Here is a 21,412-nt window from a genome sequence, read left to right as displayed (position 1 = left end):
GTACATAAGTAAAAGTGAGTGACACAACAATGTTGGGTGCACGTTGTCAGCTAGCATCAAAATCTAACAAAAGAAAACGAGTGACATTTCTGCCACTCGTCTTGTTGATCACATCCCTTTTGCAAGGGTTATGCAGTATTTTTAACCTCTCTCCAAAGCTTATATGTTAACATACGTTTTTTAATAGCCGGAATGATGATGGGGTTGTTGATTCGATCTTTTATAGCTTCACCACTCATGTTTTTACGAAGGCCTCTTGTTACACTTTTTCTCATGACAATGGTAACCATTTCTTTTTGTACTTCGCCTTGCTCCTTAATTCTTTTAACAAGCCGCATAGATAGCAAAGCAAGTATAGCACTGATCACAAAAAAGAAGTTCCAATTCTGTAATTCAAGGAGATTAAACGTCGATATGCCTGCTGGTCCTTGCCATTCAATGTTCCAGGTAAGGTGGTGAGTAGCAAAAAAGTCTGCCATTAAACCACCGGCAATTGGTCCCGCAGCAGCAAATAATGCCACTACAATATTCCTTGCTGATATGTATGAAATCGCTTCGTTTTTTGGCGCAAGTTTCATTGCGAGGTTGCCTATTGCAAGGTCAATACCTGCGGCCGAAATTCCACTGACCAGATGAATAACAAACAAAAGCGCGATAGATACGACGTGGTTTGAAGTCATTGCAACGAACGTCCAGCTAAGGATGCACGTAATAAACGTAGGCGCGCAAATACTAATAATAGTTTTGTTGCTATACTTATCCGAGAACGTGCCCCAAAATTTCAATGAGAAGATGCTTCCAAACTTAGCAACCAGCCCAAGAAAAATGATCCATGCAAAAGACAACCCGACGGTCTTCATCATGTACACTACAAAAAATGGAAGTGCAAGGCTTGTAGCAAAAGCATAAAACGAATGAAACGTAAGCAGGTTTCTAAAGTTCACATCTTTTAGCGGCTTGCTCAAAAGATCAAATAACTTTTGATCCTGAAGGGTTGTTTTTGGTTCCGGCGCTCGGGATAAAAAATATACCCCAATCATTCCCATCACCCCGCCTACAATGAACATTCCTGCATATGCAGTTAATTCAAACTGGGGGAAGTGAGACTTTATATAGTCGATAAACATTGCTACAGCAAGGCTGAGCGTTACATTTAAAATTTGAGTAATTCTTGCTTTTCTTGAGAAATAGCTCCCAAGTATTTTTTCAGGCACCAGGTCTTTTATCCATGAGTTCCAACTTGCTCCTGACACAGAAGTGAAGAAGTAATGAAAAAATAAAAAGAACAACAGCGCGCTGATGCTGGTACCATGCGAAAACAACAAAGGCAGAAAGCCGATAATAAATAAAGGTACTCTGGCGAAGAAAGAACAAATGACGCTTATCGCCCGGCGGTTTTTATATTTCTGCACGAGCCATATGGAGAGTAACTGAAAAACGTTTGTAAGTGTAGGTAAAGCTGCGAGCAAACCTATTTGGAAATTCGAGGCTTTCAATAGAACAGCCATTGCCACCAGGAAAGTTCCTCCTGTGAAAGTAGCCATTGCTTCGGCTGCCAGGCCTTCGTGAATAAAATAGTTTAAACCGGATTGCACCTGCTGGTCACTTAACGATGTTGTGGGACGAAGTTTCATAGTTTTGGTAATAGTAATTCTAAGGTGGATTGGATTAAGTGCAGTAATCGGGTATGTAAAATTGGTTATTCTTCTACTAGATTTTAGTATATAGAGGCGGTCGTTAACAAATAAAAGCTTGAAAAAAATTTTTGCAACCTGTCTATCACTTCTACTTCTGGCACGATTTTATTTTCATTTCTACTACAGCTTTAAATCCTATCTGGTCCTTTTTAATCCTTTTTGCTTATTTTATTGTGGAATTTATTTCGCAAAGTTCCTGCAAAAAAATATGTCTAGACATCTTTACATAAAAATTTCAGCTTTTCTAACACTACTTTAAGAAACTATAATCTGCATGAATTATTGTATGGAAGTATATAAAAAAGGTAAGAAAAACATTGAAACCTCCAGAGGTGGAAATCGAGCGAGTCAGAGATAGTGAATTGAGGAGATATAACGGGAGAGATTTGGAAAAAAAGCTTAGCCAACACGTTTACCGAGGATCTTTAGCGTCCGTTCAACTCCATCAAGGATCGCTACATTTGGCAGGGTGCCCCAATCTTTAAATCCCTCGCTGTAGAATAATTTTAAACTTGGCTGATTGTGGGCGAAAATAAAACCAAGAAGTGTTTTAACGCCGTACGCAGGCGAAACTTTTATGCAATGTTGTAGCACCTGCCTTCCCAACCCTTTTCCTCTCTGAGCAGGTGCAAGATAAATGCTGATCTCTACAGTTGCATTATAAGCAGATCTGCCATAAAAAGATTGAAAGCCTGCCCATCCAACAACTGAATTGCTGCCGTCTTCAATTATCCAAAGAGGCCTTGCACCTGGTGTGTGTTTTTCAAACCATGCTACCCTGCTTTCAACCGTCACAGGCTCTACATCCGCAGTAACCATCCTCGATGCAATCGTCGAATTGTAAATGTCTACAATAACCGGTAAGTCTTGTATTGCTGCATCGCGGTATTGAAGTTCTTGCATGTATGTTTCTTGAAATAACCCGTATGAGGCCTAATGGTGCAAATGTAAATGGCTTACCGAGGGAAATGATAGAACCGAAGATTTTTCTATATAAAAATTAAGGCGGGATAAAAATGAAGTGTATTCAATTTTTATCCCGCCTTGAAATTTATAAATACCAGCTTAGGTTTTCTATTGATCATTGTTGCGTCGCAATCACTTCGTCTGAATATCATTGAGATGCTTCAGCTTCGCAGTTGAAGCCTATACGATCATTCGAACTGCCCGACGAATTATTTTAGGAAGAGCGTAGATTATTGAACCGCCTGCGTTGGATCATATCCTTCTACAAAAACGGGAACTCCGTTTTGATTTCCTTCGACTGCAGCAAGGTAAGCTTCAGCTACTTTCGCTGCATTAGGCCAAGGTGTAGCATCCATACCTAAAGCGGTTGCCGTTTCAGCTACCCACGGCGGATGAACAACTACTATTCTTCGACCTTCAGTTAAGTCCAGTGCGGCTGCTTTAGCAAATCCTTCCAAACCCAGGTTAACCATTGTAATCATAGAAGTTTGGGGCCAGGGCGTATAAGCAAGTATACCACCGGTAATTACAAATGCTCCATTAGGACGAAGCTTTGACAGTCCTTTACGAACCATATTAATTTGGCCCATCAACTTGCTGTGTAGTGATAACTGTATCTGTGCATCATCCAATTTTTCTAATGCAACAAACGCCGCATCACCGGCTGCAGTTACAATGGCATCTACTTCACCAATAGTTTCGTAAAAACGATCAATTGATGAACTATCTGTAAAATCAACTGAAGGCTCAGAAGACCTCGATGCCCCTACAACTTCGTGGCCTTTTTCTTTCAGCAACTGCACTACCGCTTTTCCAATAGTGCCCGAAGCACCAATTACTACAATTTTCATTTTTTTGTTTTATGGATTAGTCGAAAATATCTAGCCTCTTTCACAAATACCTGCAATTTAATTTCAGTTGAGCAATAATTAATTCATCAAAATCTTCAGCATGCATCACTCGTTCCGGATCACCTTTTATAAGATCAGCGCTATATGCAAGATCTGTTACCACCGTACTAGGTGCAAGCGCTGTAACAAGAATGTTGTGCTTACGCACGTGTTTCCATACTGATTGTTTACTCTATTACAATTCTTCTTTCAAATGATAGTATCAGCTTTTAATGTTTTTACAGCCTATTTTCTTTTTTCCAATTATTTGAATCTTATATCTACCTGTAAACACTTGCAGCACTTGTCAACCTTTTCTTACAATTTGTTAGCTGCACACGCCATCAACGGTGCAAAAGCCTTCTCCTTCTGCGCTTAATACAAGCGGCTTTTCTTCCTCCCAAACTTTGTCCAGGACTTGTGAAAAAACATGAGAGGGTTGGGCGCCAGAAACTGCATACCTATTATTAAAGACAAAGAAGGGAACACCTCGTGCACCTACCTGGTTTGCTTCATATTGGTCATGCCTGACATCTACCGCATACGCACCGCTTTTCAAAACCTCCCTAACATCGTTTGGATTTAATCCTACATCCTCACCTAGTCGCACGAGTGCTTTAAGATCCCCAATATTTTCACCTTCCGTATAATAGGCCTTGAACAAACGTTCTTTCATTTCGTTTTGAACCCCTTTGGTTTTTGCAAAATGAAGCAAGCGATGTGCGTCTAAAGTATTTGTAATAACGGCTTGATCAAAGTTGTACTCAAGCCCTACCTCTTTGGCCATTGCTGCCATAGAATCATTCATTTGCTTACCTTCTTTTGCGGTGACGCCTTTTCGTTTTCCCAAATATTCATGTACCGATTGTCCTGGTACAGGTTCCATTTCAGGATCAAGTTGAAAGCTTCGCCATACAATTTCTACCTGCTCTTTTGCATCAAATCCTTCAAGGGCTTTCTCAAATTTTCGTTTGCCTATGTAGCAAAAGGGACAAACAACATCTGACCATATTTCTACTTTCATAATAATCTTTTTAGTAGGATGGTTCCTACTGCTAAATGGTTCTTACAACTCAACTAATAATTTCTCTTGATCGAAATCCTGGTTGTTGTTTTACAAACTAAGCAGGTTGAAGTTCCGCTTGTTTTACCAATTGAATTTCACCATTCACTTTCAATTCTTCGCCTAGCATAACACCACCTGTTTCTAAAACCGCATTATAGTTAATGCCAAAATCTTTGCGGTTAATTTTACCATTGATAGTAAAGCCGGCTTTTACATTCCCCCATGGGTCCTTAGCAACGCCGCTGTATTCTACTGAAAGCTTCACCGGTTTAGTTGTTTCTTTTATTATTAGATTGCCATAAAGGTTAAAAGTATCATCGTCTACTCTTTCTACTTTGGTAGATGTAAACGTTATCTCGGGATGTTTCTCAACTTCAAAAAAATCAGCATTGCGAAGGTGTGCATCACGCTGCTCATTATTTGTGTTGATTGATGCGACGTCAATATTTGCGGTGACATTTGCGTTCTCGAAATTGTCGCCATTTGTTTCTACCTGCACATCAAATTTGTTGAAGTTGCCCGAAACATTTGAAATCATCAAATGCTTAATCTTAAAACCAATTTCGCTGTGTGTTGGGTCTAGCGACCATTTTGTTGTTGCCATAATAATGTTAGTTGTTTTATTTTAATTACGAATGTTTTTACATCTGTTTACGCCACTTTCAAAATCAGCTGATCAATGTTCCTACGAACCTTTTTAGCACTTGCAAGCAAATCGTTATTGGTATCGCGATAACCGATGGCAAGAATGGTTACACTGCGCAAACCTTTTTCTTTCAGGCCAAGAATTTCGTCAACCAATTCAGGTTGAAAACCTTCCATTGGTGTTGCATCCACCTCTTCAATGGCGGCAGCAGTTATAGCAGTGCCAAAAGCGACATATGCTTGTCGCGCTGCCCACTCATATTTCTGCTCTTTACTTCTACCATTTACGATATTCATTAAAGAGGCTCTAAATCCTGCAAGGCTTTCTTCACTTACACTTCTTGTTGTGGCGATGTTTCTCAGATACTCGTCCACCTGTGCTTCGGTTACATCGTTCCAGGCAGCAAAAACAAGCAAGTGAGAGCTTTCAACAATTTGAGGTTGATTATAGGCAGCGGGTTGAATTTTCTTTTTTACGTCTTCGTTTGTAATTGAAAGAATGGTATACGGCTGCAGCCCCATTGAAGAAGCTGATAAGCTCGTCGCTTCCAGTATCCGGTCAATTTTTTCCTGCGGTACTTTTTCTCCATTCATTCTTTTCGTGGCATAACGCCAGTTTAAGGCATCTATCAGTTTCATATATTTCTGTTTTTTCTATTACTACTATTTTTACTAACACTGTTAGGTAACTAGGCAAAAAAAATGCCTAACCTTTTATTCCTGAGATAAAGCCGGCAATAAAATCTTGCAACACCATCTGGTTCAGTTTCTCTTTACTGTTATCATTAGTCATCATGTTAATTGAGATCAGACCATGCAGCATTGACCAGAATGTATGAAGTTTTAAAAAAGCGTCTGCATTTGGCGTCTTGCTTCCCGCGATGAGATCTTTAATAGGTTGCATAACTAGTTCAGTAAAAGTGCTTAGCTCGCTTATCTGGTGTACTGTTTCGCACGAAGGCATGCCGAGCCCGTACATTACCTGGTAATAAGCCTTATGGTCGAAGGCAAACTCCCAGTAAGAATAAGCCATAGCTTCAATTTGCTTCTCCGGATCTGTTGACCGTTTTTTAGCTTTGACCAATTCATTATTTAAAATCTGGAAACCCTGCTTGGTTAGCTCAAGCAAAATTGCTTCCTTATTTGCGAAATGATCATAGATAACAGGAACACTGTATTCAATGGCCTCGGCAATTTTGCGAATAGATAAGGCTTGCCATCCTTCCTCTATTACGAGCTGCCATGCAGCCTTTAATATGGATGAGCGAACCACTTCTTTTTGCCTTATTTTTCTTTCAGTAATTCCCATTATCTTCTTTAATCGTTTTCCTAACAGTGTTAGCAAAAGTATTAACATTTTTGACATTAGAAAAATTATCTTCTCAAATTAACAGTGCTTTCGCAGCAGAAAAGAGCAGTTAGTACTTTGTTTACTATTTGCACCTATTTGAAAAAAGAGGAAAAACTAATTTCATTTTCCCCAGGGCTTCAACAAGATTATCTACTAGATTTGAAGTGGTTAACTAATTCTAACGATAAAATTGCTGTATGAAAAGTGAGCTTTCACAAGAGCAGATTGCGAAATACCAAAACGATGGTTTTGTAGTTATTGAAGACTTTCTATCTCCCGAAGAACTAGCATTTTGGCGTACGGCTTTAGATGAAGCTGTTGCAAAAAGAAACGGCAACAAAATGCCTGATCGTAAAGAAGTATATGGCAAAGGCGACGACGCCGACAAGAGCTACTACGATAATGTGTTTGACCAATTGATCAACCTGTGGCAGGATAATGAAAAGATGGCAACGTTGATGTTGGATGAAAGGCTTGGTAAGATGGCCGCGCAATTGGCTGGAGTGGATGGAATACGAATTTGGCATGACCAGGCGCTGATAAAAAAGCCTTGGGCAAACCCAACTTCGTGGCACCTTGATACGCCATATTGGTCCTTCAGCGATAGGAAGGCGTTGTCTATTTGGGTGGCTCTCGATGATGCTACTTATGAAAATGGATGCCTCTTTTTTATACCTGGTTCTTATCAAAAAACGACTTTTGATAACCGCGGAATTGGCAAAAACATGGGAGCGATCTTTACGACATATCCTGAGTTTAGAAAAAGTAAGTCGGTTGCCGCACCTATGAAAGCGGGTAGCTGTTCTTTTCACAATGGTTTAACCATTCACGGTGCGCATGCAAATATGACCCCTGGTCTTCGTCGCGCTATGACTTGCGCCTACATGCCCGATGGCAATACTTATAATGGAACACAAAACATTTTAAGTGACGAACAGATCGCAAACCTCAAGATTGGCGATCCATTAAACGACGAGAAACAAAATCCTCTTATTTACAGCGCTGTCAAAAAATAATAGACGATTTTAAAACTATTTGCCAAGATGCTTATAAGGAGGACACTTGCTTTTAGAATTTTTCTGTGTGTTGTTAGTTTGCATGTTTTGAACATCAATTTTGCTCAAACCGTAATAGTCAATAGTGCTAAAAACAAAACGATCACGTTTGGAAACCGAAAAATAAAACTCACACTTGATTACAATCAAAAAGCAAATGTCTCAGCTTTAGAAGTTAACGGTCAAAAAGTAATAGATGGAAATGCAGGTATTTATTCTGAAGTGAGAACTGCTTCGACTACTTATTCTTCCCTCCATACAAATTCATCGCCTGCACTAGCTGTTACAGAAAATACGGTAAGAGTTAGCAATGTTTCATATGGAAATAATGACCTGATAATTAGCGAAACCTGGAAGTTTATTATTAGGGACAACGACATTAAGATGGATGTTGAGAGAACTTTCTCAAAGCCTGCACTGGTAGAAGAAGTAGCACTGCCTTCTTTCAATTTCAATAATATCAATACATGGGAAGGTGCTTACCAGGGTTATGGTGGATTAGCTTGGTTTTACCTTTTTAACGAAAAGCTTTGTACGTACGGCGTGCATACGAACTCGTCAAGATTTTGGAATAGTAAAACAGGTAACGGTCTAAAGGTGTCAGTTGATGCCGCGGGAAAGCAAGTTGCAATGAAGTATAGCAGAACAAATGACGACCATTTGAAGTATGCAATTACCGTCTCCGATGGAGAGATGATTCCCCGGTTTGACAGTGGCACTAACCGCAAAAGATTTATTCGACAAAGAACCGATGTTTGGTCTGCTTTCAATATTGCCGCGGGCAAAACATCTCAATGTGTAACACTTTCTTATTTTGATTTTAATAAAGAATTCGATCGCGGAAAATTCGTAGGAGTAAACGGTGAACAGGTAAGTTCAGTTTTAAATACCGTTGCAAGAATTGGTGTAATTGACGCAAAACATTTTGGGGGAAACAGTTGGCACACACCCTATGGGCCGATCTGTTTACATGAGCAGTACATCGCTCAAATGGGTCTCGCCATTAATGACAACACATATTTGCAAGGCTATAAAGAATGTCTCGATTACTATCGCGACAACGCTATAAAGCGTGACGGTCGGGTCTGGGCACGGTGGGCTTACAACAATGTTGACATTATGCCCGGGCAAGTGACGGACAAAGGATTTTATGAAGCACAGTGGGGATTTTTAATGGACTCAAATCCGGACCTGGTTACGAATGTCGCTGACTTGTTCGACCAGACTGGTGACAGGGCCTGGGTAAAGACACATCAACGTTCTTGCGAAAAAGCTTTGGATTGGATCATCAACAGGGACAGCGACAAAGATGGCTTGGTGGAAATGATGACCGATAGTTACAAAGAAAAAAGAGGCAGCGATTGGATCGACATTATTTGGGCCGCTTATGAAAACGCCTTTGTAAACGCCAAGTTGTATCATGCTCTTACTAAATGGACAATCGTAGAACGCGAACTTGGAAATACAGTAAAAGCCCAACAATACCAGGACTTTGCAGCAAAGCTGAAAACAAGTTTTAATAAGTCAACAACAGAAGGAGGTTTTTGGGATGATGAGAAGAAATGCTACGTGCACTGGTTAGATAAAGACAAAAGCGTTCATGGTAGAAACATGGTTACTCCCGTGAATTTTATGGCTATTGCTTATGGTATTTGTGACGATGATGCTAGAGTTAAAACAATCCTCGACGATATCGAGACACAGATGAAAAAAGAAAATCTTTTCTTCTGGCCGCTAACAATGTCGAGCTATGCGGACGGCGAAGGCAGAGAGACGCAATACCCTTTTCCTTCTTACGAAAATGGCGACCTGTTTTTGTCCTGGGGAGCTGTCGGTGTAAAAGCTTACGCAGATTACAAACCTGAACTGGCATTGAAATATGTAACTAATGTAATGGACAGGTACGCTAAAGATGGACTTGCTTACCAGCGGTACGGCCGCAAAAAACAAGATGGCTTAGGAGATGATATCCTTTCCGGAAATAGTCTTTCTGTTGTTGGGTTGTACCACGCAATTTATGGTATAAATCCTTTGTATAACAGGTTCTACCTAAATCCTCATATTACCAGTCAACTTGCCGGAACACAACTGAAATATAACTACCAAGGCCAGAAATTATTGATAGACCTTGACCTAAAAAAGTATACGGTTTCAAACGGTAGATTTAAGATTACGAGTGATAAAGACTTTGGTTTTTCCAGCCTTGGCAATCAGCTTTTTTATTTTAATGGTAATACGTCTGCCCCTTCTTTTATTGCAAAAACCGGAGGCGAACTTAAAGTTGAATTAAAAACATGGAGCGCTGACGAGATGGATTGGATACAGAACACACCTGGAAAGAAGAAAAGTAACATTACCTATACCATAAATCAATTAGCACCTAATTCTTTTTATACAGTTACCATCGACCCAAAACAAAGGCCGGTTATCAAGAGCAATACGCGCGGATCTCTCACTTTTGATCATCTCTCATCTACCACTAATCAAAGGATTACAATAACGAAAGGATAGGTAAAAGCAATACTAAAAAAAGCAGCTTTCGAGACCATTCAACTGCCCGTTAATAGAAGCTTTCCTGTTTCTTTTGCCTCATATTCGAAAACGGAAAATAAAATAACATTTTTTTAGTTATAGATAAAGAAAACTATATCTGAAGCGAAGGCCAGAAACTAAATATTATAACTAAATTCGCTTTGTTGTATTGTGTAGATTTATTTGAAAAAATAGCATAAAAAAATAAACAAACTATGAACGAACAATCTCAGGACCGCCATGATGACCGCGAACAGCTATTACAGAGGAAGAATACTTGCGAAAAATTATTAAGCGATTGTACACTAGATAAATTTAGTGAGCTTAGGTATGAATTGAAGCAGGTGAAAGAAAAGCTGCGTCTATTGAACCAGTTAACAAGGATGCGATAGTATATGTAAGGCAGGGCCATTTAATAAATAGATTACTTCTTGAAATGATCCTGCCGCTATTACTCCATCTGTATAAATTCCTACCCCCACTCCCATTTTAGCCTGCTCTCCCCTTTTGACCGTTTTGTCGAACAAGCTTTTTGCACGAAAGGGAAATTATTGATTAAAATCTCCTCAGGCAAGATGAATTGTATGCTCTCTCGCCTTAATAGATACTTTATCAAGACTTTCTTTTTGAAGAACTTTGCAGTGCTTCTTCATAGGCTGTTGCTAAAGCCTCCAATGCAAGTTGACTATCTATTTTATCTAATTCGAAAGTTGTCCAACCTTGCAATCCCCACTTATTGTTAACAGGATAAATTGCATTTTTATCAATTAAAGTATAGACAGATTGATCGGCAGGTGAGAACTTGAAATTAGCTGTGTGGCTTCTTTCATGTAACGTGGTAAATATTCGTTTGCCAATTATTTTAAACGCTGTGCGGTCAAAGTGTGGCGCCGCGGCTGTGTCAGGGAACGAAAGAGCTAATTCTTTAAATTGTTCCGGCGAAATCATTTGCGTTAATGTTAGAATATTAAAGGTCTACAAATTCTTCTTTATTTTTTAAGCGCTTTTCCCACTTATCAAAAGTATGCTGATTCGCGTCTAAGGGTTTCTTTGTGTTTAGCTGCAACCTCCAAAAAAACAGCTACGTCTAACAAACGGCGTGTACAACTGTCTTAATTCCTTTTCGGTGCTAATAAAGATAGTCCTACTACATAAAACATTCTTTATCCAGCTTCTATGACGCTAATCTTGAACTTACTTATTCTCTAAATCGAAATACTATTTCTTAACCAAAACTACAATGATGAAATCCAGATTTTTGTTTCTTGCGTTCACTTTTGTTTGTGTTGCCTGCATCCCTTTTCTTAGTATAGCAGGTGATATTATTGTTCGTGAGCCACCAGTTAATGCTCCCTTTGATGGCGGACTTTCTTTGCTTGTTGCTGCAGGGATAGGCTATGCATCTAAAAAAGCTTATCAAAAAAGAAAGAATGATAAGATGCAAGCCGAGGATGTAAAATAATTTAGGGCCGCTTGCCATTTATAAAGCCTGCTATTGTAATGATTAATTTAAACGTTCACATTATTTCTAGCAGGCTTTAAATTCTAATAAATCCAATACAATGAATTCTTTTAGACCGTTAGGTAAACAAGTTTCCGGCTATTTCGATCTCTCCTACTTTGTTAAGTTTCTTGTTTTATTGTTGTCCCTGTATTACTTCAACCTGATATACTGGGGACTTACTGATCCCAAAAACTTTTACGTTCCTTTTTTCGATAAGTATTTAAACTACATCTCGTGGCTAACAACTTCTATCTTAAAAGCGGCTAGTTTCATTGATAGCGTATTTGGCGTAAAAGCAAGCATAACGGGTAATAACATTTTTGCACCTAAGGGGGCGAGCGTTTTTCTTTCTTATGAATGTTTGGGTTTTGGAGTTATGAGTTTTTGGATAGCTTTCATAGTCGCTGACCGAAGCTCTTTAAAGAGAAAATTTTTGTGGTGTTTTGCGGGAGTGATTCTTATTTGGGTTATCAACTGTTGTAGAATTGCAATCCTAATGTTAGCTCTTCAGAATAAGTGGCCTCAAAGCACACACATGGATCATCACGACATGTTTAATGTCGCTGCCTACCTGCTTATACTCTTGTTGATCTATTTGTATAACCGGGAAGACAAGCGGGTAAATTTTAGTGCGACCAAAGTGGAGAAGCCTGCTTCATACTGCGCCGTTGTTTAAAAAATATTGACGTAATAAATTCTCCTAATCGTAAGGCCCGTCGCATTTATGGAACAATTCATACAGAAGCTTATTGCCCTTCCTTTCAACTATATCATCATTGCTTTAATTGCTTTTTTCTACATTATAGAAAACTTTCAAACTACCGCTAATAAAGCCACTAACCGACTCGATCACCTTTTTAATAATGTTCTGTGTTACCTTCTTTTGATTGGTGCAAGTTACTGTGTTGCCCTGCTACAGGTTTATTCGGTTAATTGGATAAACAGCCATTATATTGGTTTATTGAATCAATTCAACATTCCTTTTGGGGCGAAAATAGTTCTTGGAGTTTTTTGTATCGACTTCACCTTGTATTGGTCTCACCGGCTCTCTCATCGATCTGCATTGTTGTGGCGTCTGCATCGGGTGCATCATAGTGACACACACCTGGATGCGTCTACCTACTTCAGACATCATCCTCTTGATGTTTTTGTTGGAGCTACCTGGGTTATTGTAGCCACAGCTGTTTTTGGAATCGATACAATTACACTTGGCTTTTATTATATCATTCTAACACCATGTATGATTGCTCAACATACCAACGTTAGTTTTCCCAAAGCGATAGATAGTATTCTTGGAAAATTGATAGTTACTCCCAACTTTCACAAGCTGCATCATGCACAAGAGCAGTTTTATACTGACTCAAATTTTGCAGACATTTTTATTATTTGGGATAGAATGTTTGGAACTTATAAGGCTTATCCTCCCCAACCGATAGTTTATGGATTAAAAGAATTTGATGAAGAAAAGAAGCAAACCTTCTGGTTTCTTATGAAAAGCCCTTTTATTAAATTTGATAAGTAGGTTCGAACAAATCTAGGTGTCTTTTACGTTTCTGATAATTGCTACTTCAACTATCTTTTTCGATGTCTCCTCGTCGATTTTTGCCAGTGAAGCAATTTTTTCAAGAATTTTCTTCTCATCGTCGGTTACTACTCCGTCGGCTAAAAAGACGTCGCAGCAATAACAAAAGAGCTGCGCATGTTGCTCATCTTTAATGAAAAGGAAACTGCCTTCCAAAAGTTGATCTACAGTATAACTACTATACACCTTTTCTGCAATCTGCAAGTAGTCGGCGCCATCATGCTCCTGGAAAATACTCATCGTTAAAAATAAAGAATCTATAAACACTACTTCTTCGTCACCTATATTTCCTTCGGCATTTGCACAACAGTAAAGGACTACTGCATACGCCTCGCGTACGTCTTGCGGCTCATACTTTTTTTCTTGCGGAACATCGTTAAACATAGTATCAAATAATCCCATAGTTATATTTTTTCTCAGTGACAGATCTTTTTAGACTTTTATATTTCGCAGTTGTAAGATTATAAATTTCATGCCGATTTCAATTTTTTCTTTTTGAAACAAACAGGTCTTTTTTCATTGAAAGCATGGTTGAACAATACAAATCTTAATCGATTAACGAAAGCCAATATCGTTAAAACGTATTTGTTACGCTGATGTTGTTCAGTGAAATTCCTGGGTACAAGTGTGCGACGCAACAAAAGATTCAGAGGGAGCAAATGCTGGAGAAATAATTTTTCTTTTTACAGGATTCAAATAATACTCGCAAAAACATCCCAAGCTAGCTACAGCGGGGATTAAGACATTTTTTGTAATTGCAAGTAAAAAGAGTGAAAGCTACGTTCGCTTAAAAAACACATCATAGGCAAAACGCAGGATGGTTCCGACAACGATGACAAGAAAGAATACGCGGATAAACTTATTGCCTTTTACAATGGCCAGCCTTGCACCAAGTGCTCCGCCGAGTGCGTTGCAGATAGCCATAGGAATAGCAATGGCGAAAATGATGCGACCGCTGCCCGCAAAAAATAATATTGATCCAAAGTTGGTAGCCAGGTTAACCATCTTCGCATGAGCGCTTGACTTAAGAAAATCAAAACCTAGTAAGGTGATAAAAGCAAGCACTAAAAAACTACCCGTGCCCGGACCAACAAAGCCATCGTAAAAACCAAGTACGACGCTGGTGGCGATAGAATAGAATAATTGTTGATTGAAAGAGTGATCTTTTTCAGCGTGTATGCCAAAGTTCTTTTTGGTGTAGGTGTAGGCGGCGACAAATACCAAAATTACAAGCAGTAATGGCTTCATGAAATAATTGTCAACTTTAGTTAAACAATAAGAGCCAGCCATTGCCGAACAGAAAGCCAAAACAACCATAGTAACGACCAATTTCCAATTGATTTTCACCTTTTGCAAATACTGGATAGCGGCCAGGAAGGTTCCACTAAAGGCGGGAATTTTTAAAGTGCCGATTACAGTAGAAACAGGAAGTAAAGGCAGCAACACCAAACCGGCCGGCGTTTGCACCAATCCACCCCCGCCGACTATCGCATCAATAAAGCCGGCCGAAAAAGCTGCAAGGCAAAGAAGGATGAGTGTAGTAGTCATGGTAGGGCAATGAAGAATGAATAATGAATAATTAATAATTAGGGCGACTTATTTTTCACTATTCATTATTCATTATTCATTATTCATTATTTGCTTATTTATGCGCAAAGTCCATTGTAAAGTTTCCCTTGATGCGTTCTATTGGCGGGTTGAAATAACCGTATTTTAAATCAGGAAATTCTTCCTGTATCAACTCGAGCAGTTGCTTTACACCTAAGAATTCGCCTGTGTCTGCAACGTTTATTTTTCCAAGGTACCAGTCAGGATCAATGTTGAAATTGCGCCACTGTATCATTTTAAGACCCGTCTCCCTGATCACTTTTCTAAGCGCTTCATATTCGTCTACACTATCTGTCATCCCAGGGAAAACAAAGTAATTAATGCTCGTCCAGCCACCGAAGCCGTTTACCACTTTTAGGCTTTCAATGATATCTTCAAAAGCATAGTTATTAGGGCAATAGTACGGCTCGTAAATATGTTTACGCACACTGTTTAAACTAACCCGAATGCTATCTAGGCCCACTTTACAAAGCTCACGAACGGCATCAGGTTTAGATCCATTTGTATTGATGTTAATACTACCCCTTGAAGTATGCTTCCTGATTTCAATAATCGCTTCACGTATCGTCTGCCACATCAGCAACGGCTCTCCCTCACAACCCTGTCCGAAGCTGACTATTGGGTAAGGCGCACTTTCGAGGTGAGGCACTGTGTATTCTACAATTTCCTCAGCCGAAGGCTTAAACGTTAAGCGATCCTGCGTAGAAACAATTGTCTCATCTTCAGGCTGAAATGAAATACACCCGACACAATTGGCATTACACGCGGGGGAAGATGGTATGGGGCATTCCCAGCGACCAAGAAAATAATTTCTTGCAGCAGGACATTTATAAGTAAGCGCACAGTTGTTGGCAAGATGCTCAACGAGACGATTATGAGGGTAAGCTTCAAGCGCTTTCTTTACGCCCTGCTCTACCACCACCTCATCATACCCTTTGCAATCCTGCCTGATGTCTTGCTCAATACGAATGCAGGGAACAAAAAATTTTTCATCCAACCAACCGGCCGCGGTATAACAAAAAAGGGGAAGTGTTGGAGCGTCAGGCGCAGTTTCGTACGCGGCCAGATAAAAACCTGTGTGAGCCGGTGGAATAAATGCTGCCACAGCCCAACCCTTTTGGCACAAACGCATTTCGCCCGTTTTTACATCGATACCAATACCACGTCGTCCGGGCAATTCATACAACTGGCCTCCTTCAGGCAGTTCCATCCATTCGTCTTCCGGTACCGGCATCGCGTCCCAACCGGTTCTTCCAGTTACATATAAAGACGTGTCTTCAAAAATATTTCCCTCTCCATCTGAATATAAAATATAAGGCGATTGTGTAAGCATGAATTCAAATTTATTGGTACAACAGATGAAAGAGCGTGGCAATAAACGCCTTCAAAATTTCGCAAAGTAAACGCTTATTCCTGCAGCTATAATTTCAATCAGGATGTTTTAAGAAAAATATAAACGTAACTGCGGCTGCTTCTTAATGATCAATAAGTATCCTTTTCTTGAACCGGCCATATAACTCTACTGGACATCGTTGTGTCACACCGTTCAACTGGCAGTACTTCTCTCAACTTTCTAGCACAATCCTACCTGGTACTGTTGTCAACTACAGAAGAATTGCTATGATATTGTTATAAGGAGCAGTAATTAGAGTTTAGCCGCTAAAAGGTTGTACCATTGCAAAAATTTTGAAAATTGAAGAAGATTCTTGGCTATAGAAAATTATTAGGGGTTGACGAAAAAGCAGGTCTAAAAGAGTTAAAGCAGGTTTACAGGAATGCAATGAAAGAATGCCATCCCGATAAATTCCAGGAGGGAAGTGAGCAGGAAGAAGCCCAGGAAAAAAGTAAAAAGGTGATTGAGGCGTATCATTTTTTGGTAAGCATTTCTCCCGAAACACATGCCGAAGCTCTAGAAAGCTATACCAACATTATCACTTCATCTACCATCGTTGATCTGAATTATAAAGGCGGTAACCTCAACATTACTTATGCCGAAGGAAACTGCTACGAATACTTTGATGTTCCAAGAGCACTCTACATAAAGCTGGTGAATGCAGATACACCCGGCAGGTTTGCACGTCGCCATGTTTGCGGTTCCTTTGTCTACAGGGAAGTGAGTAAGGCTACAGCAGAAGTGTAGGTTTAAGCATTTTAAGAGCTATTTTATAAATATCGTACAATGCAAAAGGGGCTGTTTGATCAGCCCCTTTTACATTGTACGTATCTAAGCATTATTGATCTTTAAACAGTGTTCGTCACTTTTGATTTTTCCTTCGCTCCTGGAATTTTTAGCAATAGTTCTCTATGCGATTTTATTTTCGGGATGGCCCTCATTACTACTGCTTTTAATGTGGCATTTTTTGTTAACCCGATAAAACTTTCCAGTTCTGCAATTTTAGCTTCGTGCATCAATAACATCTGTCCTGCCCAGTTTGCATCAAATTCTTTTCCTTCGGGTAGACTAGGCATTGTCATCTCGTTCTGATTTTCTTTTCCACTTACGCCTCCCGCCGAGGCTACTTTCATTAAATCATTCAGTATAGCCGTATGATCGGTAATCATTACAGACGCAGCTTTTTTAACGGCAGGAGAAGTGCCCTTTGCCTGACCCAATTTCGACAGCCTTATTTCCATCCTGTTGTCCATAATATTTTTACTTAAGAAAGCTGTATCAGACAATACAGACATTCCATCGTGCGGACTAGCCGGTTTTACAGCCATTCCGTCGTCTACCTTGCCGGGGTTCACAACCATCCCGTCACCGGCATGACCAGCTTTCACAGTATCCTTAGAAGTTTGGGCGATAGATGGATTGAACGCAAGCAAAACTGCATTTGCCAGAAGAATGTTCCTCAGTTTACTATTCATCTTTTTCATATAGATTTAGTTTAACTCGTAAAACAATTTCCGAGGACAAAAACGCAAATTTTGTTCCATTTGAGCCGGAGTTTTAGACAGCCGAAGATGACTTTATAGGAATTCACCGAGGGAAAAGTATGGAAATAAAAATGCTGGAAAGCATACTACTTCCCAGCATTTCTTTAGGTTAATAGAAATTATCGTCTAAAGAAACCTCTCGAAATACTGTCAGCACTTTGACGGTGCATTTGAATATGCGGAAGATAATTGTTGGCATAACTCACCACATCACGATGACTTCCGTTGCTCTGCTCTGTTTGAAAATTTGCTATCGTCGCATCATGATCTGCCACCTGAGAATAAATATAGATTGAATCAAAAGCACGTCCGGCAGGTGTACTCACCAATAAACTTTTTAAAGCGACGTGAGGCGGATCAATTGTGTCTTTCACAGCAATCCCAACGCTAGTGCCTAAGTTCTTCAAATCGGTCTGAGCTAAAGTGTGTTCAGCCACCATAAACTGCGCAAATTTCTTCACCTCTGCATTTGTTGCTTTGTTGCTGCAAGCGTTCCGGCGTCTACTTCCGCGCTGTTACTTATGCTGGCCTGCATGGCAAATGTCCGATCGGTGTTATTAAGTTCCGTATCACTTTTACTACACCCTAAAACCACTCCTGTCAGCAAAAATGCTGTGTAAATTGCTTTCTTCATTTTTGATTTTTTAATTAGTATTATATATCAAAAATGTTTTATACAATAACCGTGCATTTTAGATTTGTGAAAGTATTTAATCGAAATTTTTCGTTCAATGATCAACAACGTTCTCGAACCCGGGTAAAAAAATCAGCATGGACAAATGTGACCTGACAGTAAGTAGAGAAATTTGCCACTCTCTATAATTATTCAAAGGCTATTGCAATTGCCTTTTATACATCTGCACCGCGTTTTCATATCCAAGGTAAATAGCGTCACAAACAAGGGCGTGGCCGATAGAGACTTCTAGCAGACCGGGGATGTGTTGAACAAAATAACGCAGGTTTTGCAAGTCGAGGTCATGCCCCGCATTCATCCCTAAACCTAATTCATTTGCCACTTTTGCAGCTTCGACGTATGGCCTAATGGCCGCTTCTTTATCTTCAAAAAAGTGTTTTGCATACCCCTCCGTATACAGTTCAATTCTATCTGTTCCACTTGCTTTTGCGCCTTCAATCATAGCTACATCCGGATCAACAAAAATGGAAGTGCGAATACCTGCATTCTTAAATACAGAAATAATGTTCACCAAATAATCTTTATTAGCAATAGTGTCCCACCCATGATTAGAGGTGATCTGCACAAGCGCATCCGGTACAAGCGTCACCTGGTGCGGACGCACTTCGAGAACGAGGTCAACGAACTTTTGCTCCTGAGGATTTCCTTCAATATTAAACTCAGTTTTAATGGCCTTTTTTATCTCCCGCACATCACTATACCGAATGTGCCTTTCATCTGGCCTGGGATGAACAGTTACGCCATCCGCTCCAAACCTTTCCGCATCAAGTGCCGCCTTCAAGACATTAGGATTATCACCCCCACGACTGTTGCGTAACGTCGCAAATTTGTTGATGTTTACACTAAGTTTTGTCATACTGCAAAGGTAGGGAAGAAAGCCGCGAGCTGATAGCTGCGAGCTATGAGTCACTATGTTCTGTTGTTTCAGCTACTTGCTGCTTGAAACTTGTGGCTTGCAGCTTATAGCTTATAGCTTGAAGCTTTTCACCGGCATCCAATACCACAGCAACCGACTAATCTTTGCAGCTTACCTTTGCATGCTATGACCTATCGCTCTCTAGAACAATGTCTGGTTGACCTCGAGAAAAACAATCACCTGGCAAGGATTAAAGAAGAAGTAGATCCACATCTTGAAATGGCAGCAATTCATTTACGGGTACACGAAGCAGGTGGACCTGCTTTGTTGTTTGAAAGGGTGAAAGGATCAAAATTCAGGGCTGCATCAAATATTTTTGGAACCCTGGAAAGGAGCAAATTCATTTTCAGGGATACGCTCGCTTCTGTTCAAAAGCTGGTTGAGTTAAAGAACGACCCGATAAAAGCAATCAGGCAGCCGTTTAAAAATATAAAGACAGGATTAGCAGCGTTAAAAGCGCTGCCATTAAAAAATCCGCTGGTAAAGCCGGTTCTTGGCGAAGAGATACACATCTCTGACTTGCCCCTCATTCAACACTGGCCAAAAGATGGTGGTGCGTTTGTGACCTTGCCCCAAGTGTATACAGAAGATCTGGATAAGCCGGGCATTATGAATGCAAATCTTGGAATGTACCGCATTCAATTGACAGGGAATGAATATGAACTGAATAAAGAAATTGGCCTTCATTACCAGTTGCACAGGGGGATTGGCATTCATCAAACTAAGGCAAATAAAAAAGGACTTCCACTTAAAGTGAGCTGCTTTGTAGGCGGACCTCCCTCCCACACCCTATCTGCCGTTATGCCTCTACCCGAAGGAATCAGCGAAATGACTTTTGCCGGTGTACTGGGGGCTAGACGTTTCAGGTATTCTTACGTTAATGGATTTTGCATAAGCACCGACGCCGATTTTGTTATCACCGGGGAAGTGTATCCGAACGAAAACAAACCGGAAGGACCTTTTGGTGACCATCTCGGTTATTATAGCCTTACCCATTCATTCCCTTTGATGCGTGTACGAAAGGTGTACGCAAGGAAAAATGCTATTTGGCCCTTTACCGTCGTGGGTCGTCCTCCGCAAGAAGACACCAGTTTTGGACAACTTATACATGAGATAACAGGAGATGCAATTCCGAATGAAATACCAGGGCTTAAAGAAGTGCATGCTGTGGATGCTGCCGGAGTTCATCCTTTATTGCTTGCGATAGGCAGTGAGAGATATACTCCTTATATGCCGGCAAAACAGCCAGCTGAAATTCTTACGATTGCCAATCACATTCTCGGTACCGGCCAACTCAGTCTGGCAAAGTTTCTATTTATTACTGGGGACGATTCGAACCAGTTAAAGACACACCATATAAAGGAATTTATGGAGTACTTGCTTCAACGAATTGACCTCAGCCGTGATGTTCATTTCTACACCAACACCACTATTGATACTTTAGATTATTCCGGAACAGGTTTAAACAGTGGAAGCAAAGTAGTTTTTGCTGCTTATGGGGAGATCAAAAGAGAACTTTGTAAAGAAGTGCCGGATGTATTACAAAATCTCCAAAGCTTTCAAAATCCACAGCTCTGTATGCCGGGAGTTGTTTCCATCCAAACAACCAAGTTTTCAACTTATGAAAGTGCCCAGCAGGAAATGCAGTTGTTAAAAGATCAATTGACTGATAAAGCAACTGAGCTGTCTCAGGCGCCGTTTCTTGTAGTTTGTGATGATAGCAACTTTGTTTCAGCAACGCTCAATAATTATCTTTGGGTTGCTTACACACGATGCAATCCTTCGCATGATATTTATGGCTTTAATGAATTTTCGACTAATAAACACTGGGGTTGCTACGGGCCTTTGATCATCGATGCACGGATAAAACCTCATCATGCTCCGGCTGTTGAAAAAGATCCGGCGATAGAAAGAAAGATAGATCGCTTATTTGCAAAAGGAGGAAGCTTGTATACACCTTAATTTAATG

At 40.1% G+C, this 21,412-nt stretch carries 24 protein-coding genes; 8 read left to right on the top strand and 16 right to left on the bottom strand.

Annotated features, from left to right (window positions below; genetic code table 11):
* Positions 1 to 128: 128 nt before the first annotated feature.
* The 8 genes from SAE01_RS04430 to SAE01_RS04395 all read right to left on the bottom strand — a co-directional run bounded on the left by SAE01_RS04430 (position 129) and on the right by SAE01_RS04395 (position 6,630).
* Positions 129 to 1,634: an MFS transporter gene (locus tag SAE01_RS04430; protein WP_147202450.1), complete on the bottom strand. Its 1,506-nt coding sequence runs from the start codon at positions 1,632 to 1,634 to the stop codon at positions 129 to 131.
* A gap of 462 nt (positions 1,635 to 2,096) precedes the next feature.
* Entirely contained in the window at positions 2,097 to 2,600 is a 504-nt protein-coding gene (locus SAE01_RS04425) for a GNAT family N-acetyltransferase (protein WP_147202449.1), read from the bottom strand.
* A 293-nt stretch (positions 2,601 to 2,893) separates the two neighbouring features.
* Positions 2,894 to 3,514 (bottom strand): short chain dehydrogenase, encoded by a 621-nt coding sequence (locus tag SAE01_RS04420; RefSeq protein ID WP_147202448.1) that lies wholly within the window; start codon positions 3,512 to 3,514, stop codon positions 2,894 to 2,896.
* 40 nt (positions 3,515 to 3,554) lie between these two features.
* Entirely contained in the window at positions 3,555 to 3,722 is a 168-nt protein-coding gene (locus SAE01_RS04415; protein WP_218029091.1) for an SDR family oxidoreductase, read from the bottom strand.
* Between the two features lie 159 nt (positions 3,723 to 3,881).
* The gene (locus SAE01_RS04410) at positions 3,882 to 4,577 is read right to left on the bottom strand and encodes a DsbA family oxidoreductase (protein ID WP_147202447.1); all 696 of its coding nucleotides are present in this window, start codon (positions 4,575 to 4,577) and stop codon (positions 3,882 to 3,884) included.
* A gap of 97 nt (positions 4,578 to 4,674) precedes the next feature.
* Entirely contained in the window at positions 4,675 to 5,223 is a 549-nt protein-coding gene (locus tag SAE01_RS04405) for a YceI family protein (RefSeq protein WP_147202446.1), read from the bottom strand.
* A gap of 47 nt (positions 5,224 to 5,270) precedes the next feature.
* A complete protein-coding gene (locus SAE01_RS04400; RefSeq protein WP_147202445.1) occupies positions 5,271 to 5,903 on the bottom strand; it encodes a nitroreductase family protein in 633 nt (210 codons plus the stop codon).
* A gap of 67 nt (positions 5,904 to 5,970) precedes the next feature.
* Positions 5,971 to 6,630 carry a TetR/AcrR family transcriptional regulator gene (locus tag SAE01_RS04395; protein ID WP_246113155.1) on the bottom strand — a complete coding sequence of 220 codons (660 nt, stop codon included), beginning with the start codon at positions 6,628 to 6,630 and terminating at the stop codon, positions 5,971 to 5,973.
* A 182-nt stretch (positions 6,631 to 6,812) separates the two neighbouring features.
* Here SAE01_RS04395 and SAE01_RS04390 point away from each other — a divergent pair, with 182 nt between their 5' ends.
* From SAE01_RS04390 to SAE01_RS24375, 3 genes are all read left to right on the top strand, one after another.
* Positions 6,813 to 7,631, top strand: a complete 819-nt coding sequence (locus SAE01_RS04390; RefSeq protein ID WP_147202444.1) for a phytanoyl-CoA dioxygenase family protein — start codon at positions 6,813 to 6,815, stop codon at positions 7,629 to 7,631.
* Positions 7,632 to 7,658: 27 nt separating this feature from the next.
* Positions 7,659 to 10,181 (top strand): glucosidase family protein, encoded by a 2,523-nt coding sequence (locus SAE01_RS04385; protein ID WP_147202443.1) that lies wholly within the window; start codon positions 7,659 to 7,661, stop codon positions 10,179 to 10,181.
* A 236-nt stretch (positions 10,182 to 10,417) separates the two neighbouring features.
* The gene (locus SAE01_RS24375) at positions 10,418 to 10,594 is read left to right on the top strand and encodes a hypothetical protein (protein WP_170234074.1); all 177 of its coding nucleotides are present in this window, start codon (positions 10,418 to 10,420) and stop codon (positions 10,592 to 10,594) included.
* 220 nt (positions 10,595 to 10,814) lie between these two features.
* Here the strand turns inward: SAE01_RS24375 and SAE01_RS04380 are convergent, their stop codons facing one another.
* Positions 10,815 to 11,150, bottom strand: coding sequence for an MmcQ/YjbR family DNA-binding protein (locus SAE01_RS04380; RefSeq protein ID WP_147202442.1), 336 nt, complete (start codon positions 11,148 to 11,150; stop codon positions 10,815 to 10,817).
* 292 nt (positions 11,151 to 11,442) lie between these two features.
* Between SAE01_RS04380 and SAE01_RS04375 the strand changes: the two genes are divergently transcribed.
* The 3 genes from SAE01_RS04375 (at position 11,443) to SAE01_RS04365 (ending at position 13,228) form a co-directional block, all read left to right on the top strand.
* A complete protein-coding gene (locus SAE01_RS04375; protein ID WP_147202441.1) occupies positions 11,443 to 11,664 on the top strand; it encodes a PID-CTERM protein-sorting domain-containing protein in 222 nt (73 codons plus the stop codon).
* 100 nt (positions 11,665 to 11,764) lie between these two features.
* Entirely contained in the window at positions 11,765 to 12,382 is a 618-nt protein-coding gene (locus tag SAE01_RS04370) for an archaeosortase/exosortase family protein (RefSeq protein ID WP_147202440.1), read from the top strand.
* Between the two features lie 48 nt (positions 12,383 to 12,430).
* Positions 12,431 to 13,228 (top strand): sterol desaturase family protein, encoded by a 798-nt coding sequence (locus SAE01_RS04365; RefSeq protein ID WP_147202439.1) that lies wholly within the window; start codon positions 12,431 to 12,433, stop codon positions 13,226 to 13,228.
* Between the two features lie 12 nt (positions 13,229 to 13,240).
* Here the strand turns inward: SAE01_RS04365 and SAE01_RS04360 are convergent, their stop codons facing one another.
* From SAE01_RS04360 to SAE01_RS04350, 3 genes are all read right to left on the bottom strand, one after another.
* The gene (locus tag SAE01_RS04360) at positions 13,241 to 13,690 is read right to left on the bottom strand and encodes a tellurite resistance TerB family protein (protein ID WP_147202438.1); all 450 of its coding nucleotides are present in this window, start codon (positions 13,688 to 13,690) and stop codon (positions 13,241 to 13,243) included.
* 375 nt (positions 13,691 to 14,065) lie between these two features.
* Positions 14,066 to 14,836 (bottom strand): sulfite exporter TauE/SafE family protein, encoded by a 771-nt coding sequence (locus SAE01_RS04355; RefSeq protein ID WP_147202437.1) that lies wholly within the window; start codon positions 14,834 to 14,836, stop codon positions 14,066 to 14,068.
* A gap of 94 nt (positions 14,837 to 14,930) precedes the next feature.
* Positions 14,931 to 16,229: a radical SAM family protein gene (locus SAE01_RS04350; protein WP_147202436.1), complete on the bottom strand. Its 1,299-nt coding sequence runs from the start codon at positions 16,227 to 16,229 to the stop codon at positions 14,931 to 14,933.
* Between the two features lie 360 nt (positions 16,230 to 16,589).
* Here SAE01_RS04350 and SAE01_RS04345 point away from each other — a divergent pair, with 360 nt between their 5' ends.
* Positions 16,590 to 17,036: a KTSC domain-containing protein gene (locus SAE01_RS04345; protein ID WP_147202435.1), complete on the top strand. Its 447-nt coding sequence runs from the start codon at positions 16,590 to 16,592 to the stop codon at positions 17,034 to 17,036.
* A 101-nt stretch (positions 17,037 to 17,137) separates the two neighbouring features.
* Here SAE01_RS04345 and SAE01_RS04340 read toward each other — a convergent pair whose 3' ends face one another.
* From SAE01_RS04340 to SAE01_RS04330, 4 genes are all read right to left on the bottom strand, one after another.
* A complete protein-coding gene (locus SAE01_RS04340) occupies positions 17,138 to 17,773 on the bottom strand; it encodes a DUF4142 domain-containing protein (protein ID WP_147202434.1) in 636 nt (211 codons plus the stop codon).
* Positions 17,774 to 17,952: 179 nt separating this feature from the next.
* The gene (locus SAE01_RS04335) at positions 17,953 to 18,273 is read right to left on the bottom strand and encodes a DUF4142 domain-containing protein (RefSeq protein WP_147202433.1); all 321 of its coding nucleotides are present in this window, start codon (positions 18,271 to 18,273) and stop codon (positions 17,953 to 17,955) included.
* A 17-nt stretch (positions 18,274 to 18,290) separates the two neighbouring features.
* The gene (locus SAE01_RS24370) at positions 18,291 to 18,467 is read right to left on the bottom strand and encodes a DUF305 domain-containing protein (protein WP_170234072.1); all 177 of its coding nucleotides are present in this window, start codon (positions 18,465 to 18,467) and stop codon (positions 18,291 to 18,293) included.
* A gap of 199 nt (positions 18,468 to 18,666) precedes the next feature.
* Positions 18,667 to 19,383: a pyridoxine 5'-phosphate synthase gene (locus SAE01_RS04330; RefSeq protein WP_147202432.1), complete on the bottom strand. Its 717-nt coding sequence runs from the start codon at positions 19,381 to 19,383 to the stop codon at positions 18,667 to 18,669.
* Positions 19,384 to 19,569: 186 nt separating this feature from the next.
* On the opposite strand from SAE01_RS04330, the gene SAE01_RS04325 reads away from it, so the two are divergent.
* Positions 19,570 to 21,405, top strand: a complete 1,836-nt coding sequence (locus SAE01_RS04325; RefSeq protein ID WP_147202431.1) for a UbiD family decarboxylase — start codon at positions 19,570 to 19,572, stop codon at positions 21,403 to 21,405.
* Positions 21,406 to 21,412 lie beyond the last annotated feature (7 nt).

This window comes from Segetibacter aerophilus (assembly GCF_007991655.1).
In the GTDB taxonomy this organism is placed as follows: Bacteria; Bacteroidota; Bacteroidia; order Chitinophagales; family Chitinophagaceae; genus Segetibacter; species Segetibacter aerophilus.
Note: the sequence above shows the minus strand (reverse complement) of the source record. Positions and strands in the feature narration are given on the sequence as shown.

Bases quoted from the DNA above. Each gene is read 5' to 3' on its own strand.
- SAE01_RS04430 (WP_147202450.1), bottom strand. From the start codon at position 1,634: ATGAAACTTCGTCCCACAACATCGTTAAGTGACCAGCAGGTGCAATCC.
- SAE01_RS04425 (WP_147202449.1), bottom strand. From the start codon at position 2,600: ATGCAAGAACTTCAATACCGCGATGCAGCAATACAAGACTTACCGGTT.
- SAE01_RS04420 (WP_147202448.1), bottom strand. From the start codon at position 3,514: ATGAAAATTGTAGTAATTGGTGCTTCGGGCACTATTGGAAAAGCGGTA.
- SAE01_RS04410 (WP_147202447.1), bottom strand. From the start codon at position 4,577: ATGAAAGTAGAAATATGGTCAGATGTTGTTTGTCCCTTTTGCTACATA.
- SAE01_RS04405 (WP_147202446.1), bottom strand. From the start codon at position 5,223: ATGGCAACAACAAAATGGTCGCTAGACCCAACACACAGCGAAATTGGT.
- SAE01_RS04400 (WP_147202445.1), bottom strand. From the start codon at position 5,903: ATGAAACTGATAGATGCCTTAAACTGGCGTTATGCCACGAAAAGAATG.
- SAE01_RS04395 (WP_246113155.1), bottom strand. From the start codon at position 6,630: ATGTCAAAAATGTTAATACTTTTGCTAACACTGTTAGGAAAACGATTA.
- SAE01_RS04390 (WP_147202444.1), top strand. From the start codon at position 6,813: ATGAAAAGTGAGCTTTCACAAGAGCAGATTGCGAAATACCAAAACGAT.
- SAE01_RS04385 (WP_147202443.1), top strand. From the start codon at position 7,659: ATGCTTATAAGGAGGACACTTGCTTTTAGAATTTTTCTGTGTGTTGTT.
- SAE01_RS24375 (WP_170234074.1), top strand. From the start codon at position 10,418: ATGAACGAACAATCTCAGGACCGCCATGATGACCGCGAACAGCTATTA.
- SAE01_RS04380 (WP_147202442.1), bottom strand. From the start codon at position 11,150: ATGATTTCGCCGGAACAATTTAAAGAATTAGCTCTTTCGTTCCCTGAC.
- SAE01_RS04375 (WP_147202441.1), top strand. From the start codon at position 11,443: ATGATGAAATCCAGATTTTTGTTTCTTGCGTTCACTTTTGTTTGTGTT.
- SAE01_RS04370 (WP_147202440.1), top strand. From the start codon at position 11,765: ATGAATTCTTTTAGACCGTTAGGTAAACAAGTTTCCGGCTATTTCGAT.
- SAE01_RS04365 (WP_147202439.1), top strand. From the start codon at position 12,431: ATGGAACAATTCATACAGAAGCTTATTGCCCTTCCTTTCAACTATATC.
- SAE01_RS04360 (WP_147202438.1), bottom strand. From the start codon at position 13,690: ATGGGATTATTTGATACTATGTTTAACGATGTTCCGCAAGAAAAAAAG.
- SAE01_RS04355 (WP_147202437.1), bottom strand. From the start codon at position 14,836: ATGACTACTACACTCATCCTTCTTTGCCTTGCAGCTTTTTCGGCCGGC.
- SAE01_RS04350 (WP_147202436.1), bottom strand. From the start codon at position 16,229: ATGCTTACACAATCGCCTTATATTTTATATTCAGATGGAGAGGGAAAT.
- SAE01_RS04340 (WP_147202434.1), bottom strand. From the start codon at position 17,773: ATGAAAAAGATGAATAGTAAACTGAGGAACATTCTTCTGGCAAATGCA.
- SAE01_RS04335 (WP_147202433.1), bottom strand. From the start codon at position 18,273: ATGGTGGCTGAACACACTTTAGCTCAGACCGATTTGAAGAACTTAGGC.
- SAE01_RS24370 (WP_170234072.1), bottom strand. From the start codon at position 18,467: ATGAAGAAAGCAATTTACACAGCATTTTTGCTGACAGGAGTGGTTTTA.
- SAE01_RS04330 (WP_147202432.1), bottom strand. From the start codon at position 19,383: ATGACAAAACTTAGTGTAAACATCAACAAATTTGCGACGTTACGCAAC.
- SAE01_RS04325 (WP_147202431.1), top strand. From the start codon at position 19,570: ATGACCTATCGCTCTCTAGAACAATGTCTGGTTGACCTCGAGAAAAAC.